Here is a 17,782-nt window from a genome sequence, read left to right on the forward strand (position 1 = left end):
TGCTTAGTAGCCTCTTTCATATGGGCCTCTTTATTATTCAACGCTTTCTATGTGTGCTAGTCATATTTTGACTTTGCTTCGAAACAGCTTCCGTTCGACCTTGCTTCAAGTTCAATTCAGGCTAATTTCGACTTCGTTTTGGGCTCATACCTGTAATGTAGATATTGGTCTTCACCACACTGTAGATGGTTTATCTGTCTTTTTACAATAAAAAACCACCTTATGCTTCATCGATGAAATCTAACTTCAAACGTTGAAACAACAAGGTGGCTTGTATTTATCCTACTGCTGGCTTTCGCCCAACAATTAGAACGTATAGTTAAAACCTAACAAGTAGTTAGTGCCGTAAGACTGATATTGCGTGATTTGACGAGAATCCGCCTGTGACGCTTGAATATCATCTTCATCCGTTAAGTTTTGCGCTTGTAAAGTCACACGTAGGCCTTCAAGAGACTCAATACCAGACTCGCTAAAGTCGTAACCGATTTGAGCATCAATCAAGGTACCGCCTTGCTTAGTAGCATCTACCAATGCCAAGCTTGTACCACGTTCTTCCGTTAGGTATTCATCACGTTTGGTTGCCGCAACACGGAACTCAAAACCATCACTTTCGTAAAAGAACGTCATGCTGTACGACTCTTCAGACAAACCAGGGATTCGGGTTTCAGTTTGCGTTGGTGCCGCATCAACTTCGCCTTCCATGAAGGTAGCACTTGCGAACAAGCCAAAGCCTTCAAGTGACTCATGAATCAATTCACCCGGTAAAGAACCTTGTAGTTCATAACCACGCACATAACCTTCAAAACCATCTAGTACACTGCCTACTGAACCTAGGAAAGTAGCAGGGGTTTGTCCTTCTGAACCTTGGTGTAAATCAGGAATGTACACATCGGAGAAATCAGTTAATACACTCGTATCGCGATGCCAGTTCTTGATGTCTTTATAGAAAAATGAAGCCGCTACATAACCCGTATCCGAGAAGTAGTTTTCATAAGCAATATCTAACTGATTGGCTTCAAGAGGCTTAAGTTCAGGGTTACCTGAGCTACCACTCCAAGGACCATTTTCAGGATCGGTACTGGTAATTTGATTGTCATTAAACGCAAAAGACGCCTGTGTATTCGGACGCATATCGTCCATACGCGGTCTTGAAATTACTTTACCCACTGCGAAACGTACAAACTGACCTTCAGCCACTTCTGCTGAAAGATTAAGTGTTGGAAGTACATCAGTGTAATCAGCGCCGCCAGAAACCGGTACCGCTACTGTCATGCCATCAGCATCAGACGTGGTTGAGAACCCCGTAGATTGCTGGTCAGCATTAACCACTTGTACACCCACGTTACCGCGAATATAGATATCACCTACTTCCATTTCTAAATCAAATTTAGTGTAGAAAGTCAGTAACTCTTCATCAACGGTGTAGCTATCGCCTAAACGATCGTTTTGAACAAGCTTAGCGTCTGTCTCTGTGTAATAACCACTTTGGTATAAACCAAGTGAATCATACGCAAGAATTCCGTCTATACCGATGAAATCTAAAGGTACTACGCCTAATACATCTGGGATTGCCGCATCGTCAGGATAGCTAGGTGCGGTAAGGTAAGCACCGTTGTTTTCCTTAGTTTTACTGCGGTCTGAGTAGATAACACCCGCAGACATGCCCGTCACTACGCCCCACTCAACATAGCCTTTGGCGTCAAAGCGATAAGTGTCTAAGTCTTCTTCATAGTTTGGTTGGTTAACGAAACCGTCTTGTGCATCCGCACCAATAATTGGCGCGCCCCACGCTTGTGGACCAGCAAGGCGAATTAAGCTTTCATCAGTAAGGTCAACAGGGGCAATACTTGGGTGGTCGGAATATACCGCGCCGGTAGACGTCATTTCCCAGCTGCGTGCAGTAATTGGACGATCATCAGTTCCCGCACGGCCTACACCTGAATAGCTTTCTACATCGATAATATCTTTTTCAACTTTACCTGTAGAGTAATCGAACTCTAGCGTCCAGTTGTCATTTAAAATGTATTCAGCGTTAACGCCAACCGTTGTTAAATCAGCTTCTTGAGTACGAGCATCGTTACGAATTACTGAATAGAAACCATCGTAGTAACCAGATGTCACTAAACCATCTTCAACGCCAGTAATAGTATATTCGCCCGTACCCCATTCAGCGCCACCTTCTTCAAGACCACGACGAACGTCATCTTCAACAAAGTCGATATACAATGCATCTACTTGTACATTTAATTTATCAGAAGGCGCCCATTCAATTACCGCTGCAATAGAGTCACGCTCTAACATAGCTGAGCGTGCAAATGAGTCATGCCCGCCTAGAATGGTGGTTCCTTCTGCCACGTCAACACCGTCAACGGCATTATCAGCATTGGCACCAGCATAACCCCAGCCACGGAAATGTTGTTCCTGGCGAGGTGACTCCATGCTAGCAACAGTTAATGCCAAACCAATGGTATCGTCGGCAAATTGATCAACGTAGTTTACGGAAATACGGTGGCCATTGTTGTCGAAGTCTGGGTTTGGAGAATCTTCAGCGTTCTTTTCATAAGAACCATTTATGGCAAATGTACTTTTAGCCGTTAATGGACTAATAGTTTGAAGGTCAATTGAACCACCAATATTTTGGGTGGTCATTCCAGCTTCAGCGGTTTTATATACAACAATACTAGAGATAATTTCTGTAGGATAAAGGTCGAATTCAACGCCACGGTTGTCGCCCATACCTAATAATTCACGACCGTTAAGTGATGTACCTACGTAGTTTTCATTGAAACCACGTACTGAAATACCACTAGTACGACCGTTTCTGCGCTCACCAGCTAGGCCAGGCAAACGTGAAATAGATTCTGCAATACTTGTGTCCGGTAATTTACCGATATCTTCGGCAGATAGCGCTTCGACAATAGATGTACTATCCATTTTGATTGCTTGAGCGCGTTGTAAGCTACCACGAATACCGCTAACTTGAATAACCTCAACGTTAGCTTCATCAGCAGCTTCTGAATTTGTTTCTTGTGCAAATGTAGGCGAACAACCAAAAGCTACGCCACCAGTGATCAGCGCAACCTTGATGAGATTTGGTTTAAATTGTTTCATAAAACAGGTGTCCCATTCAGTTATGTTTGTTGTCTTTTTGTTATTTTTATGACAATCGAATGACAATGTATCCAGTCGCTGACAATCCTATAGAGCACATGGACTTTGCACAATTGCTTGCATACGTATTCATAGAAAATATTCAACACCCCGTTAACATTAGTTGTCATGAAATTATTGAAAATTAACAACAAAATTACGCAAAATGTCAGCTAAATTAAGTTTATGTTGTAATTTTGTTACGGTATCGATGCCGTAATTTGAGGGTTTATGCATGAAGATAAATATTGATGACAATTGTCAAATTAGGGATGTTACTAGTAAAGAATTTTGTATAGCCAGCAGTAAATAGGCATAAAAAAGCCCGCTAAAAAGCGGGCTTTAACTTAACACTTTCGTGCGCTTTGCTTACTACCAACCAGTAGTTTCGCGAAGTGCCTTACCGATGTCAGCAAGAGAGCGCACGGTTTTAACACCCGCATCTTCTAGTGCTTTGAATTTCTCATCAGCTGTACCTTTACCGCCAGCAATGATTGCACCAGCGTGACCCATACGCTTACCTTCAGGTGCAGTTACACCCGCAATGTAAGAAACAACAGGCTTAGTTACGTTAGCTTTGATGAATTCAGCAGCTTCTTCTTCTGCTGTACCACCAATTTCACCAATCATAACGATAGCTTCTGTTTGAGGATCATCTTGGAACAACTGTAGGATGTCGATGAAGTTTGAACCAGGAATTGGATCACCACCGATACCAACACAGCTAGACTGGCCGAAACCTTCGTCAGTAGTTTGCTTAACCGCTTCGTACGTAAGTGTACCAGAGCGAGAAACAATACCTACTTTACCAGGCTTGTGGATATGACCAGGCATGATACCAATCTTACACTCTCCAGGGGTAATAACACCTGGGCAGTTTGGTCCAATCATGCGAACGCCTTTTGCGTTTACGTATTCTTTAACGTAAAGCATATCAAGCGTTGGAATACCTTCAGTGATACAAACGATAAGCTCGATGCCAGCATCAGCAGCTTCAACGATTGAATCTTTACAGAATGCAGCTGGTACATAGATAACAGTTGCCGTTGCGCCTGTTGCTTCTACCGCTTCACGTACTGTATTGAATACTGGAAGACCTAGGTGCTCAGTGCCGCCTTTGCCTGGTGTTACACCACCAACCATTTGCGTACCGTAAGCAATCGCTTGCTCAGAGTGGAAAGTACCTTGACCACCAGTGAAACCTTGACAGATTACTTTGGTATCTTTATTAATTAATACAGACATTATTTGCCCTCCGCTGCAGCAACAACTTTCTGAGCTGCATCAGTTAGCGATTCAGCAGCGATGATATCAAGACCAGAGTTCGCTAGAACTTCACGGCCAAGCTCTGCGTTTGTACCTTCAAGACGTACAACAACAGGAACACTAACGCCAACTTCTTTAACCGCGCCAATGATACCTTCAGCAATCATGTCACAACGAACGATACCGCCAAAGATGTTTACTAAAACAGCTGAAACGTTGTCGTCTGAAAGGATGATTTTGAATGCTTCTGCAACACGCTCTTTAGTCGCGCCGCCACCAACATCGAGGAAGTTAGCTGGTTTGCCACCGTGTAGGTTTACGATATCCATCGTACCCATTGCTAGGCCTGCACCGTTAACCATGCAACCTACGTTACCGTCTAGCGCAACATAGTTAAGTTCAAACTCAGCAGCATGCGCTTCACGTGCATCTTCTTGAGTAGGATCTTGCATAGCTTTAACTTTAGGCTGGCGATATAACGCGTTGCCATCGATAGCTAGCTTAGCGTCAAGACAGTGAAGGTCACCATCTTCTTTAATTACAAGCGGGTTAATTTCAATCAATGCAACATCAAGATCTTCAAACATCTTAGCTAGGCCAAGGAAAATCTTAGTGAATTGTTTGATTTGAACGCCAGAAAGACCAAGTTTAAACGCCATTTCGCGTGCTTGGTAAGGCTGAGCACCAACAATTGGGTCAATTTCAGCTTTAAGAATTTTCTCTGGTGTTTCTTCTGCAACAGTTTCAATCTCAACGCCACCTTCAGTAGAAGCCATAAACACAACACGACGGGTTGTGCGGTCAACTACTGCACCAAGGTACAATTCGTTAGCGATATCTGTGCAAGTTTCAACTAGGATTTTGCTCACAGGCTGACCATTTTCGTCAGTCTGGAAAGTCACCAAATTTTTGCCAAGCCAGTTTTCTGCGAAAGCTTTGATTGCGTCAGTATCTTTTACTAACTTAACGCCACCTGCTTTACCGCGACCACCTGCGTGGACCTGACATTTTACTACCCACTCACTACCGCCAATGCGGTTAGCGGCCTCTACAGCACTTTCAGGAGTGTCTGCTGCGTATCCTTCAGAAACAGGTAGACCGTATTCTTTGAATAGCTGCTTACCTTGGTATTCATGCAAATTCATGGTGTTTCTATCCGATTTTTAGTAAGACAAAAGCCGCTCGCGCGACTTGATTAATTAGACTGATATTATAGGGCGAATATCAGCGTTGTGGCAGAAACGAAACCTAAATAAATAAGCCACGCTACTGCACACAATACTAAGAGATGAAAGTCTTACACGTCTAATAAAAGGCGTGTTGGATCTTCTAGCATCTCTTTGATTGTTACCAAGAAACCTACTGACTCTTTACCATCAACAATACGATGGTCATAAGACAGGGCTAGGTACATCATTGGCAGAATTTCTACTTTACCGTTAACTGCCATTGGGCGATCTTGGATTTTATGCATACCCAAAATAGCGCTCTGTGGCGGGTTAATGATAGGCGTAGACATCAATGAACCGAACACACCACCGTTGGTGATGGTAAAGTTACCGCCTTGAAGGTCTGCCATCGACAATTTGCCATCACGGCCTTTAATTGCCAATTCTTTAATTCCTTTCTCAACACCGGCCATACCTAGTGTATCCGTATCTTTTAAGATAGGCGTTACTAGACCGCGAGGCGTTGATACTGCGATAGAGATATCGAAGTAGTTGTGATAAACAATGTCATCACCGTCAATTGATGCGTTCACATCTGGGAAACGTTTAAGGGCTTCAGTTACTGCTTTCACGTAGAAAGACATGAAACCTAAGCGAATACCGTGACGTTTCTCAAAGCTCTCTTGGTACTGCTTACGAAGTTCCATAATTGGTTTCATGTTAACTTCGTTGAACGTCGTTAGCATAGCAGTAGAGTTTTTCGCTTCAAGTAAACGTGTTGCAATCGTTTTACGAAGACGTGTCATAGGAACACGTTTTTCAGTGCGCGTACCTGTAGGCAGTTCAGCCGTGTCGGTTGACGCTGACGGCGTAGATGCTGCTGGCGCACTTCCACCTTTAAGGTGCTTCTCTACGTCTTCTTTAGTGATACGGCCATTTTTGCCCGTACCTTTAACTTTTGCTGCGTCTACGCCTTTTTCCGCCAATAAACGGCGAACTGAAGGACTAAGTGCATCACTGCTTTCATCTGAGTCATCAGATGATGCTTCAGACGACTCAGATGCAGCTGCACCTGATGACGCGCCTTCAACAAATTTAGCAATCACTTCTTCAGCTGTCACTGTTGCGCCTTCTTCGGCAACAATTTCAGATAGTGAGCCATCAGCTGGCGCGACGACTTCTAGGACAACTTTATCAGTTTCGATATCAACCAAGTTTTGGTCGCGGCTAACCGCTTCGCCTACTGCAACATGCCATGTGGCGATGGTTGCATCAGCTACCGACTCAGGTAATACAGGGACTTTAACTTCTGACGTTTTACCGCTAGATGCAGGTGCTGATTCTTTTTTAGATTCAGCTTTCGCTTCAGATTTAGCTGGCGCAGCGCCACCCTCTTCTAATTTAGCAATAACTTGTTCGCCTAGTACCGTTGCACCCTCTTCATTAAGAAGCTCACCGATAGTTCCGTCGGCTGGTGCTACAACTTCCAGCACAACTTTATCAGTTTCAATGTCAACCAGGTTCTGGTCACGCTTTACCGCGTCTCCGGCCTTTACATGCCAAGTTGCAATGGTGGCATCGGCAACTGACTCTGGTAGGACCGGAACTTTTATCTCAATTGTCATCATTGTTCCTTATTTAATAGTGAGTGCGTCTTCAACCAGCGCTTTTTGCTGCTGATTGTGAACGGAAACATAACCTACTGCAGGAGAGGAAGATGCTTCACGACCTGCATATGTTAATTTGGCGCCATCTGGAATTGCTTGCCAGAAGTGGTGTTGACTGCAATACCAAGCTCCTTGGTTTTGCGGTTCTTCCTGACACCAAACCCAATCTGTAACGTGGCTGTATTGTGCCACAACTTTAGCGCATTCTTCTTGAGGGAACGGATAAAGTTGCTCCAATCTTACGATTGCAACGTCTGTTTGTTCATTTTTACGGCGCTGGTCAAGCAAATCGTAGTAAACCTTGCCTGAACACATAACCACACGCTTAACCTCTTTCGGATTGATATCGTCAATTTCGCTAATCACATTGTGGAATTTGCCTTCCGCTAACTCTTCAAGTGAAGAAGTGGCAAGCGGATGACGCAACAATGATTTAGGCGACATAACAATAAGCGGTTTACGCATTGGGCGAACCACCTGGCGACGAAGCATGTTAAATACTTGCGCTGGTGTTGAAGGTACACATACTTGCCAGTTGTGATCAGCACACATTTGCAAGAAACGTTCAAGACGGGCCGAGCTATGCTCTGGACCTTGTCCTTCGTAACCATGTGGAAGCAGCATAGTTAGACCACATAAACGGCCCCACTTTGCTTCACCTGAACTCAAGAACTGATCGAATACAACCTGTGCACCGTTTGCGAAGTCACCAAACTGGGCTTCCCAAATAGTTAAACACTCAGGTTCTGCAGTCGCGTAACCATACTCAAACGCCATTACTGCTTCTTCTGAAAGCACAGAATCGTAAATTTCGATTTCGCCTTGGCCTTCACGAATATTTTGCAGTGGCATGTACGTCGAGCCATCAGCTTGATTATGCAATACCGCATGACGATGGAAGAAAGTACCACGACCAGAGTCCTGACCTGTCATACGAATATCTTCACCCGCATCAACTAATGATGCGTAAGCTAGGTTTTCTGCCATTCCCCAATCAAGTTTCTTTTCACCACTTACCATGGCCTTGCGGTCTTGATATAGCTTGTTTACACGAGATTGAAGTTTGTGCCCTTCAGGGAAACTCGTTAACGCGTTGCCAAGTTCCTGAAGTTTTTCAACACTGATAGCGCCGTCATAGGGAGTATCCCAGTCATGACCTAGGTACGGAGACCAATCTACACTGTGCTCCGTCATCGGACGCCACTCTTCCACCACACAGGCACCATGATCTAGTGCTGCACGGTATTCTTCTAGATAGCGGTCGGCGTCACGCTGTTCAATAACGCCTTCAGCAATGAGCTGATCGGCATAAATAGCGCGAGGTACAGGATGCTTTTTCACTTTTTGGTACATAAGTGGCTGAGTTGCGTTTGGCTCATCAGCTTCGTTATGACCGTGACGGCGATAACAGACTAAATCGATAACTACGTCACGCTTGAATTTGTTACGGTATTCAAGGGCAAGTTGAGTCACAAAAGCAACAGCTTCTGGATCGTCAGAGTTAACGTGGAAAATAGGCGCCTGAACCATCTTAGCAATATCAGTACAGTATTGCGTAGAACGGGTATCTTCTGTTTTAGACGTTGTGAAACCAACTTGGTTATTCACTACAATACGCACAGTACCGCCCACGGCGAAACCGCGAGTTTGTGACATATTGAAAGTTTCTTGCACTACGCCCTGCCCAGCAATCGCTGAGTCACCGTGAATAGTGATAGGAAGTACGGTATTAGTATCGTCGTTACGACGTTCAAGACGTGCACGAACCGAACCCATCACTACTGGGTTAACAATCTCAAGGTGAGATGGGTTAAACGCCAGCGCTAGGTGAACGTTGCCGCCTGGGGTAGCGAAATCTGATGAGAAACCAGCGTGGTATTTAACATCACCAGCACCTAATGAATCATCATGCTTACCAGCAAATTCGTCGAACAATACTGATGGGTTTTTACCCAGTACGTTGACGAGTACGTTCAATCGACCGCGGTGAGCCATACCAATAACCACTTCTTTAGTGCCGGCAGCACCTGCGTTAGTGATTAGGTTTTTAAGCATTGGAACGAGTGCATCCCCACCTTCCAGTGAGAAGCGCTTGGCACCTGGGAATTTAGACCCAAGGTATTTCTCCATGCCGTCAGCAGCCGTTAGCCCTTTAAGTAGGGTAAGTTTTTCATCTTTAGAAAACTCAGGCTTGGCTTGTACTGACTCAATTTTTTGCTGTAACCAGCGTTTTTGATCCGTATCGGTAATGTGCATATACTCAGCACCGATAGAACCACAATATGTTCGGTTAAGTGATTTGAATAATTCACCTAACGACATAGCGTCTTTGCCAATGGCAAAAGAACCTACGTTGAACACACTGTCGAAATCTTTATCAGAAAGGTTATGGTGAGAAAGTTCTAAATCACGAACACGCTCTTGTTTCCATAATCCTAGCGGATCAAGGTTGGCATGCTGGTGTCCTCGGAAACGAAAGGCATTGATAAGCTGTAACACTTTGACTTGCCTGTCATCCGAGACCGGAGTGCCTTCAACTGGTGCGCTCGACATACGGGCTGCCGGGCCTAAAGCAGCTAGTTTCCTAAACTGATCTTTAACACTAGTATGGTTGGTTTCAAGTTCAACGCCTTCGACCTTGGGTAGGCTATCAAAGATTTGACGCCAAGTATCGGAAACGCTCTGCGGGTCTTCCAAATACGATTCGTACAATTCTTCAACATAGGCAGCGTTGGCACCTGCCATATGCGAGGAATCCCACCACGCTTTCATCACGCTTTCTTGCATTTAATTTGCCTTGCTACGTTTTGTAAATTCTATTAACCATCGGTTTGTATTATAAGGTTATTCGTGACATAACCAAGCGTTATACCGATGAATACAAAAAAAAATAGCCATCACATCCGGATGGCTATTTAGAGCATTGCTTTCTGTCACTCAGGAGTAAACAGAATATAGTACTAAACAGCCCGTTGTAAAAGCATAGACTTAATATGTCCAATTGCCTTTGTCGGGTTTAATCCTTTCGGACATACACTTACACAGTTCATGATACCGTGACAGCGGAATACGCTAAATGCATCATCTAGGTCGTTCAAGCGTTCATCGGTTGCAGTATCACGGCTATCGATAAGGAAACGATAAGCGTGAAGCAACCCAGCAGGCCCGATAAATTTATCCGGGTTCCACCAGAACGATGGGCACGACGTAGAACAACATGCACATAGAATACATTCATACAGTCCATCAAGCTTAGCACGTTCTTCAGGAGACTGAAGGTGTTCTCTTGCAGGAGGCTGTTTATCATCGTTGATTAAGAATGGCTTAATCTTTTCATACTGGGTGTAAAACTGTGTCATATCAACAACTAGGTCACGTACTACTGGCAAACCTGGAAGTGGACGAACAACAACTTTACCTTTACCTAATGCAGACAAAGGCGTAATACAGGCAAGACCATTCTTACCATTCATATTTACACCGTCTGAACCACACACACCTTCACGGCACGAGCGGCGGAACGATAACGTTGGGTCTTGCTCTTTAAGAGCAATTAGTGCATCCAACACCATCATGTCACGACCTTCCTCTACTTCTAGAGTGTAATCTTGCATGCGTGGCTTGTTATCAACATCAGGGTTGTAACGATATATCGAAAATTGTAATTGCATGATCGTTGCCTCTCTTAATATGAACGCACTTTAGGCGGGAAAGCTTCCCGAAGCTTAGGCGCCATATTGACATCACGTTTAAGCATTTTTTCAGTGTTCGGATCGTAGACGCTGTGGCATAACCAGTTCTCATCGTCACGGTCTGGGAAATCGAAGCGGCTATGTGCGCCACGGCTTTCCGTTCTGAAATTCGCTGCTACTGCTGTGCTGTACGCGGTTTCCATAAGGTTATCAAGCTCAAGACATTCAATACGTTGAGTATTAAAGTCGGCACTCTTATCATCAAGGCGGGCATTCTGAAGACGTTCACGAATTTCACCAAGTTGCTTAAGGCCGTCTGCCATGGCTTCACCTTCACGGAATACTGAGAAGTTAAGCTGCATGCATTCTTGCATATCTTTTTTGATTTGAACCGGGTCTTCGCCCTTACCTTTCTCTGAGTTTTCCCAGCGGTTAAAGCGAGACATTGCCGCTTCAAGGTCAGACTCTGAAGCTTCGCGGAATGGCGATACGTCAGAAAGGGTCTTACCTAAGTGTAGTCCAGTCGCACGACCAAATACTACAAGGTCAAGTAGTGAGTTACCGCCTAAACGGTTAGCGCCGTGTACAGATACACATGCAATTTCACCACAAGCGAATAAACCATTTACCACTTTATCGTTGCCTTCAGCATCAACAGTTAGACATTGACCATCAACAGTAGTGGGAATACCACCCATCATATAGTGACATGTTGGTATTACAGGAATCGGTTCTTTAACTGGATCAACGTGAGCAAACGTACGAGAAAGCTCAAGAATACCTGGCAAGCGTGACTCAAGTACGTCTTTACCAAGGTGATCGAGTTTAAGTTTACAGTGAGGTCCCCAAGGGCCATCAAATCCGCGGCCTTCGCGAATTTCTGTCATCATTGAACGTGCTACAACGTCACGACCAGCAAGGTCTTTGGCGTTAGGCGCATAACGTTCCATGAAACGCTCACCGTCTTTATTAAGCAGGTAACCACCTTCACCACGACAACCTTCCGTTACTAGCGTACCAGCACCGGCAATACCCGTAGGGTGGAACTGCCACATTTCCATATCTTGTAGTGCAACACCAGCACGGATTGCCATACCAACACCGTCACCAGTGTTAATGTGTGCATTGGTAGTAGATGCGAAGATACGCCCTGCGCCACCCGTTGCCAATACTACTGCTTTAGACTTGAAGTAAACCACTTCACCAGTCTCGATGTCGATAGCAGTACAACCAACAACGTCACCGTCTTGGTTTTTAACTAGGTCAAGTGCATACCACTCAGAAAACACCTTAGTTTTATTTTTAACGTTTTGCTGATACAGCAAATGCAGCAAGGCATGACCAGTACGGTCAGCGGCAGCTGCGGTACGAGCGGCTTGCTCGCCACCAAAATTTCTTGATTGGCCACCGAAAGGACGCTGGTAAACCTTACCATTCTCAAAACGTGAGAAAGGCAAGCCCATATTTTCCATCTCAATGATGGCTTCTGGGCCGGTTTTACACATATATTCAATAGCGTCTTGGTCACCAATATAGTCCGACCCTTTTACGGTGTCGTACATGTGCCATTCCCAGTTATCTTCATGGGAATTACCTAGCGCAACAGTGATACCACCTTGCGCTGATACCGTATGAGAACGGGTAGGAAATACTTTAGACAGTAGTGCGCATGATTTGCCAGATTCTGTGATCTGTAGTGCGGCACGCATACCAGCGCCACCAGCACCAATAACTACTGCGTCAAACTCGTGAACGGGTAAACTCATCTTACACTCCCCACAAAACAAACAGACCAACAGCGACGTAACCAAAAGCAATGATGTTTAGAACATACTGAATGATTGCACGCAAACCAGACGCCTTTACATAATCGGTAAGTACTTGCCAAAGGCCAATACGTACGTGGATCATGATGGCGATAAGTGCTGCCAATGTGAACACTTTCATTGCTAGGCCAGAAAATAATCCGCGCCACTCAATGAAAGTAATATTATCAGTGGATATAAAAAACCACGCCATGAATACCGTGTAGGCAAAAATGATTGCAGCGGTAGTACGTAGTGAAACGTAATCTTGAACGCCGTTACGCTTTAAGCTTGCTTGGTTGCTTAGCATAGTACAACTCCCAATACTACTGTCAGCACAATCCAAAGAGCGATAGCTATTTTGGCGCTGAGGTTTCCTGACTCCAACTCTTCCCAATGACCTAAATCCATAACAACATGTCTTAGGCCGCCTAGAATGTGGTAAGTCAGCGCTGATAAAGTGCCTATTGCAATCACTTTTCCAATGATACCGTCCATCATCGACTGTACGTTCGCAAACCCTTCAGGCGATGATACAGAAACTGCCCATGCCCAAATAATAAAGAGTAACGCGAAGAACATTGCGACACCGGTAACACGGTGGAGAATTGACGAAATAGCGGCAGGCGGAAATTTAATAGTATTGAGTTCTAAATTTACTGGTCTTTGCTTTTTCACAATGTATGCCTGTTTAATCCGTAGGGATAATGAATTACTCACCGTTATTATGTCCTGTGCGAGTTAATTCGTTTATTACCTGTTAATTACCTCATCCAATGAGTTGTTAACAATTTGTGAATTATTCTTTAATGCAATTAACGGAATAATTATTCTGTTTTAATGCACCGCTGAGTATATCCAGCACAGTATATAATTACAATTTTTTGTGCTGCAGTAAGACTTTGGTCTTTTTTTCCAAATCTTCCTAATAAACACGAAGAAAAGTAATCACAAATACTAACAACAAGCATGGAATGCTTAAGAAACAAGGCGCTAAAGTGTATCAGTACTGAATTATAATAACACTATTTTCACTAGTAAAATTAAGGTCTTTTAATCAAACTGGTCAATTACCAATCGACAAAAGGTTATTTTTTCAGCTAAGGTGTTAATATATTTGGTAAAGGGTGGTTTACCTTTTGCAAAAAGACATTGATAATTACCCTGAATCGGGTTTAGTGCAATTACCATAATGTTAATAATAACGATTCCGACTGAGTATTATAAATCTCAGTAATTCGGAATATTTATTGTGCATAAATGCAATTAAATTGACTTATTGGTACATAATAAAGTACAAATACGCCACTTTTCCCCAACGGAACGAGCATTTTCGCCCGTTTTCGCTGCAAACAGAACCATTCTGAGGAGAGCATTTTATGGCAGATCAGAAAGCCATTCTTAAAGCCGGCGGTAAGGAAATCGAGCTTCCTATCTTGTCTGGCACCGAAGGACAAGACGTGATCGACGTTCGTTCACTTGGACAACACGGTTACTTTACCTACGACCCTGGTTTTATGGCGACAGGATCTTGCGAGTCAGCTATTACTTATATTGACGGCGCTGCTGGTGTGCTTTTACACCGTGGTTTCCCAATTGAAGAATTAGCCCGCGATGCAGAATACCTTGAAGTTTGTCATATGCTTCTACACGGTGAAGCGCCGTCTAAAGAAGAATATGAAGAATTCAAATCAACGATTACACGCCACACCATGGTACATGAGCAAATTAACATGTTCTTCCATGGCTTCCGTAACGATGCCCACCCTATGGCAATGTTGTGCGGTACTGTTGGTGGTATGTCATCTTTCTACCACAGCGATTTAGACGTTTCTAACGATGAAGAACGTAAACGTAGTGCGCATCGCTTAATTGCGAAGATGCCTACTTTGGTTGCCATGTGTTACAAATATAACATCGGTCAACCGTTCGTTTATCCACGTAACGACTTAAGCTACGCAGCAAACTTCTTGAACATGATGTTCTCGGTACCTGCTGAAGAATTTGAGATTAGCCCTGCTGTTGAACGTGCAATGGACCGTATTTTTACGCTTCATGCTGATCATGAGCAAAACGCATCTACTTCTACAGTACGTTTAGCCGGTTCATCTGGTGCTAACCCTTACGCATGTATTGCGGCGGGTGTTGCTTCACTATGGGGCCCTGCCCATGGTGGCGCTAACGAAGCATGTCTTAATATGCTTGAAGAAATTGGTACAGTTGACCGTATTCCTGAATTTATTGCACGCGCTAAAGATAAGGCTGACCCGTTCCGTCTTATGGGTTTTGGACACCGTGTATATAAAAACCACGATCCACGTGCAACAGTGATGCGCGAAAGCTGTCACGAAGTATTAAGCGAACTTAATGTTAAAGATCCACTACTTGAAGTAGCGATGGAGCTTGAAAAAATTGCATTGAGCGACCCGTACTTCGCAGAGAAGAAATTGTTCCCTAACGTAGATTTCTACTCAGGTATTGTACTTAAAGCCATTGGTATTCCTACCAACATGTTCACATGTATCTTCGCCCTGTCTCGTACAGTAGGTTGGATTTCACACTGGCATGAAATGATGAGCGATCCGAAACAAAAAATTGGTCGTCCTCGTCAGCTTTACACTGGTCACAACCAGCGTAAGTACACGCCATTAAAATAAGCGTGAACAGGTAATTATTTGTTCATAAAATAGCGCCTCACGGCGCTATTTTTTTGTGCTGTTTTATAAAGTTTTTTTCTGAAGACTAGATTTATTTCATTGATCGTAGAAGGATTATGTTATGCCCTACTCTGTTGTATTACTTGGCATCGCTGGGCTTATTCCTTTTTTAGCCATGCCGATAGCTTATTCATTTAACCTTCTTTCACTCACCCAGAGTGCCAGTTACTTCATACAGTACTCTGCGGTTTTGCTGTCTTTTTTTGGTGGCATTCATTGGTGGGATTCAATCAGTAATCAGCGTTATGGCAAACAAATGTACATCGCCATGTTGCCCAGCATTATTGGTTGGCTCTGCTTGGTATTTAGCCACGACCCAAAAACCTTAGGTACATTGTCGCTAAGTTATGTAGCAATATTGGTGTACGATAAATTCACCCTTAGTTTGCCTAAAGGCCAAATCGTAAGTTATATCAGTTTACGTATTGCATTAACGTCGGTAGTGGTAATTAGTCATGCGTGGATGATTTACCTTATAACTTAATTGTCTAAGGTAGGTGCTGGGATAGTCTTAGTTTAGTTAATATATGCCCGTATTTTTGGGCAATAAAATAAAAAACGCGCCGCCATATTATTTACCAGAGTAAAATGGTCGCGCGTTTTACGTTTATTTAGTCTTAATTTTTTACTTTCTTACTATTCGTCTCGAATAACCGAAAGCAATTCAGCCGTTTTTTCTTCCATCAAGGCAATATCGCCTCGGCTTTCTACATTTAAGCGAATAACCGGCTCGGTATTAGATTTACGCAAGTTGAAGCGCCATGTATCAAATTCCAAACCTAGGCCATCGGTAGTATCGATAACTGTGGCTAATGGCTTGTATTTTGACGTTGCACGCTCTAGGGCTGCGTCAGCATCCTTAAGTTTGCTGTTAATCTCCCCCGACGATGGAAACGCTTCAATTCGCGCTTTTACCATACTGGCTAGCGATTGTTTTTTCACACACACTAATTCAGCAATTAACAACCAAGGGATCATGCCAGAATCACAGTACGCAAAATCTCTGAAGTAATGGTGAGCACTCATCTCGCCACCATATACCGCATCTTCTTTGCGCATACGTTCTTTAATAAACGCATGGCCAGTTTTTGACTTAATTGGCGTACCGCCTGCATTTGCTACGATATCTTCGGTATTCCAAAATACCCGTGGGTCATAAATAATTTTACTGTCTTGATTCTTTTCAATAAAGGCCGCTGCGAGCAAGCCTACAATGTAATAACCTTCAATAAAGTTACCGTCAGCATCAAACAAGAAACAACGGTCAAAATCACCGTCCCACGCCACACCAAAGTCAGCGCCGTGTTTAATTACGGCATCAGCGGTATCGGCTCTGTTTTCAGGCAATAACGGATTAGGGATACCATGAGGGAAAGTACCATCTGCTTCATGATGCACTTTAATGAAAGTGATAGGAATTTGTCTGTTAGCTAATTCAGCTTCAATAGCGTCTAACGCTGGCCCGGCGGCACCATTACCTGCATTTACCACGATTTTAAGCGGGGTGAATGAGTCTAGGTTAACGTACGACAACATATGGTCTACATAAGACGGCATGCACGTATCGGCTACATAACTTCCCGTATCGGTGAGCGTGGCAACGTTAATATGGGCATGACCATTGTAGAATGCATCAGCATCAACACTCTCATTTTGTGTATAAAATGCAAGACGCTGATTTACCGCATCTGCACTTAATTGCTCAGCGCGCTCTTTAATAGCGTTTAAACCTGTATCGCCACTAATTGGCACTGAACCGGCTTTTACCAACTTCATACCGTTATAGTTTATCGGGTTGTGGCTTGCAGTAACTTCTATACCACCATCGACACCTAAGTGCTTAGTCGCAAAATAGATTTCTTCTGTTCCTGCCATACCAAGGTCTGTCACGTTCGCGCCGGCATCTATCAAACCTGCACTTAAGGCAAGCTTTAAGGGGGTAGAAGTTAAACGTACATCGCTACCCACTACTACCGTTTTCGCTTTCAACTCTTCAGCAAAGGCGTAACCAATGCGATAAGCCGTTTCTTCATCAAGTTGGCTATTAAGCTCACCGCGTATGTCATATGCTTTAAAGCACGTAATTGGTTTAGTCATGTATTGGAGTCTCTATTCCCTATTAAAGCTATTGTCTATCACTACTATTGCAAGCGAAGCCACGAATATCATTCTATTAATGATGGTATTAAACCTAAGTAGTAAGCGCAATACGCTTTTCACGTTTCCAGAGCATATGGGTGAAAATCACTCATAGCTCGTTTAATCTGTTCAGTTGTTGAGCTAATTTTATTCACCTTTCTCCTGTGTAATCCCACT

Annotated in this window: 14 protein-coding genes; 4 read left to right on the forward strand and 10 right to left on the reverse strand. The window is 43.7% G+C overall.

Annotation, left to right across the window (positions count from 1 at the left end; translation table 11 throughout):
- Positions 1-306 precede the first annotated feature (306 nt).
- On the reverse strand, positions 307-3,111 hold the full coding sequence (locus Q4561_RS02775) for a TonB-dependent receptor (protein WP_303457442.1): 2,805 nt from the start codon (positions 3,109-3,111) through the stop codon (positions 307-309).
- Positions 3,112-3,170: 59 nt separating this feature from the next.
- Here Q4561_RS02775 and Q4561_RS02780 point away from each other — a divergent pair, with 59 nt between their 5' ends.
- Positions 3,171-3,299 (forward strand): hypothetical protein, encoded by a 129-nt coding sequence (locus Q4561_RS02780; protein ID WP_303457443.1) that lies wholly within the window; start codon positions 3,171-3,173, stop codon positions 3,297-3,299.
- A gap of 223 nt (positions 3,300-3,522) precedes the next feature.
- Here the strand turns inward: Q4561_RS02780 and sucD are convergent, their stop codons facing one another.
- The 8 genes from sucD to sdhC all read right to left on the reverse strand — a co-directional run bounded on the left by sucD (position 3,523) and on the right by sdhC (position 13,427).
- The gene (sucD, locus tag Q4561_RS02785; protein WP_032094181.1) at positions 3,523-4,395 is read right to left on the reverse strand and encodes a succinate--CoA ligase subunit alpha; all 873 of its coding nucleotides are present in this window, start codon (positions 4,393-4,395) and stop codon (positions 3,523-3,525) included.
- Positions 4,395-5,561 (reverse strand): ADP-forming succinate--CoA ligase subunit beta, encoded by a 1,167-nt coding sequence (gene sucC, locus Q4561_RS02790; RefSeq protein ID WP_159530111.1) that lies wholly within the window; start codon positions 5,559-5,561, stop codon positions 4,395-4,397. The genes sucD and sucC overlap by 1 nt, the downstream gene beginning before the upstream one ends.
- Before the next feature lie 152 nt (positions 5,562-5,713).
- Complete coding sequence (gene odhB / locus Q4561_RS02795; protein ID WP_303457449.1) at positions 5,714-7,210, reverse strand: 2-oxoglutarate dehydrogenase complex dihydrolipoyllysine-residue succinyltransferase; 1,497 nt, start codon at positions 7,208-7,210, stop codon at positions 5,714-5,716.
- A gap of 9 nt (positions 7,211-7,219) precedes the next feature.
- Positions 7,220-10,039: a 2-oxoglutarate dehydrogenase E1 component gene (sucA, locus tag Q4561_RS02800; protein ID WP_303457451.1), complete on the reverse strand. Its 2,820-nt coding sequence runs from the start codon at positions 10,037-10,039 to the stop codon at positions 7,220-7,222.
- Between the two features lie 173 nt (positions 10,040-10,212).
- Positions 10,213-10,923: a succinate dehydrogenase iron-sulfur subunit gene (locus Q4561_RS02805; RefSeq protein ID WP_057791623.1), complete on the reverse strand. Its 711-nt coding sequence runs from the start codon at positions 10,921-10,923 to the stop codon at positions 10,213-10,215.
- A gap of 14 nt (positions 10,924-10,937) precedes the next feature.
- On the reverse strand, positions 10,938-12,710 hold the full coding sequence (gene sdhA / locus Q4561_RS02810) for a succinate dehydrogenase flavoprotein subunit (protein ID WP_303457453.1): 1,773 nt from the start codon (positions 12,708-12,710) through the stop codon (positions 10,938-10,940).
- A 1-nt stretch (position 12,711) separates the two neighbouring features.
- Positions 12,712-13,059, reverse strand: a complete 348-nt coding sequence (sdhD, locus tag Q4561_RS02815) for a succinate dehydrogenase, hydrophobic membrane anchor protein (RefSeq protein ID WP_303457455.1) — start codon at positions 13,057-13,059, stop codon at positions 12,712-12,714.
- A complete protein-coding gene (gene sdhC, locus Q4561_RS02820) occupies positions 13,053-13,427 on the reverse strand; it encodes a succinate dehydrogenase, cytochrome b556 subunit (protein ID WP_303457456.1) in 375 nt (124 codons plus the stop codon). Before sdhC ends, sdhD begins: the two co-directional genes overlap by 7 nt.
- 701 nt (positions 13,428-14,128) lie before the next feature.
- On the opposite strand from sdhC, the gene Q4561_RS02825 reads away from it, so the two are divergent.
- Together Q4561_RS02825 and Q4561_RS02830 are read left to right on the forward strand one after the other, a co-directional pair.
- On the forward strand, positions 14,129-15,406 hold the full coding sequence (locus tag Q4561_RS02825) for a citrate synthase (protein WP_303457457.1): 1,278 nt from the start codon (positions 14,129-14,131) through the stop codon (positions 15,404-15,406).
- A gap of 121 nt (positions 15,407-15,527) precedes the next feature.
- Positions 15,528-15,950 carry a DUF3429 domain-containing protein gene (locus tag Q4561_RS02830; protein ID WP_303457458.1) on the forward strand — a complete coding sequence of 141 codons (423 nt, stop codon included), beginning with the start codon at positions 15,528-15,530 and terminating at the stop codon, positions 15,948-15,950.
- A 152-nt stretch (positions 15,951-16,102) separates the two neighbouring features.
- Here the strand turns inward: Q4561_RS02830 and Q4561_RS02835 are convergent, their stop codons facing one another.
- Positions 16,103-17,563, reverse strand: coding sequence for a phosphomannomutase CpsG (locus tag Q4561_RS02835; protein WP_303457459.1), 1,461 nt, complete (start codon positions 17,561-17,563; stop codon positions 16,103-16,105).
- Between Q4561_RS02835 and Q4561_RS02840 the strand changes: the two genes are divergently transcribed.
- Positions 17,562-17,720, forward strand: coding sequence for a hypothetical protein (locus Q4561_RS02840; protein ID WP_303457460.1), 159 nt, complete (start codon positions 17,562-17,564; stop codon positions 17,718-17,720). The two genes, Q4561_RS02835 and Q4561_RS02840, sit on opposite strands and share 2 nt — an antisense overlap.
- Positions 17,721-17,782 lie beyond the last annotated feature (62 nt).

It is taken from the genome of Alteromonas sp. 1_MG-2023 (assembly GCF_030547075.1).
Taxonomy (GTDB): Bacteria; Pseudomonadota; Gammaproteobacteria; order Enterobacterales; family Alteromonadaceae; genus Alteromonas.

What these genes read in the sequence shown, in the direction of transcription:
- Q4561_RS02830 (WP_303457458.1), top strand. Translation starts at nt 15,528, where the DNA reads ATGCCCTACTCTGTTGTATTACTTGGCATCGCTGGGCTTATTCCTTTT.
- Q4561_RS02840 (WP_303457460.1), top strand. Translation starts at nt 17,562, where the DNA reads ATGTATTGGAGTCTCTATTCCCTATTAAAGCTATTGTCTATCACTACT.
- sdhD (WP_303457455.1), bottom strand. Translation starts at nt 13,059, where the DNA reads ATGCTAAGCAACCAAGCAAGCTTAAAGCGTAACGGCGTTCAAGATTAC.
- Q4561_RS02775 (WP_303457442.1), bottom strand. Translation starts at nt 3,111, where the DNA reads ATGAAACAATTTAAACCAAATCTCATCAAGGTTGCGCTGATCACTGGT.
- sucA (WP_303457451.1), bottom strand. Translation starts at nt 10,039, where the DNA reads ATGCAAGAAAGCGTGATGAAAGCGTGGTGGGATTCCTCGCATATGGCA.
- Q4561_RS02805 (WP_057791623.1), bottom strand. Translation starts at nt 10,923, where the DNA reads ATGCAATTACAATTTTCGATATATCGTTACAACCCTGATGTTGATAAC.
- Q4561_RS02780 (WP_303457443.1), top strand. Translation starts at nt 3,171, where the DNA reads ATGACAATGTATCCAGTCGCTGACAATCCTATAGAGCACATGGACTTT.
- sucD (WP_032094181.1), bottom strand. Translation starts at nt 4,395, where the DNA reads ATGTCTGTATTAATTAATAAAGATACCAAAGTAATCTGTCAAGGTTTC.
- sucC (WP_159530111.1), bottom strand. Translation starts at nt 5,561, where the DNA reads ATGAATTTGCATGAATACCAAGGTAAGCAGCTATTCAAAGAATACGGT.
- sdhA (WP_303457453.1), bottom strand. Translation starts at nt 12,710, where the DNA reads ATGAGTTTACCCGTTCACGAGTTTGACGCAGTAGTTATTGGTGCTGGT.
- Q4561_RS02835 (WP_303457459.1), bottom strand. Translation starts at nt 17,563, where the DNA reads ATGACTAAACCAATTACGTGCTTTAAAGCATATGACATACGCGGTGAG.
- Q4561_RS02825 (WP_303457457.1), top strand. Translation starts at nt 14,129, where the DNA reads ATGGCAGATCAGAAAGCCATTCTTAAAGCCGGCGGTAAGGAAATCGAG.
- odhB (WP_303457449.1), bottom strand. Translation starts at nt 7,210, where the DNA reads ATGACAATTGAGATAAAAGTTCCGGTCCTACCAGAGTCAGTTGCCGAT.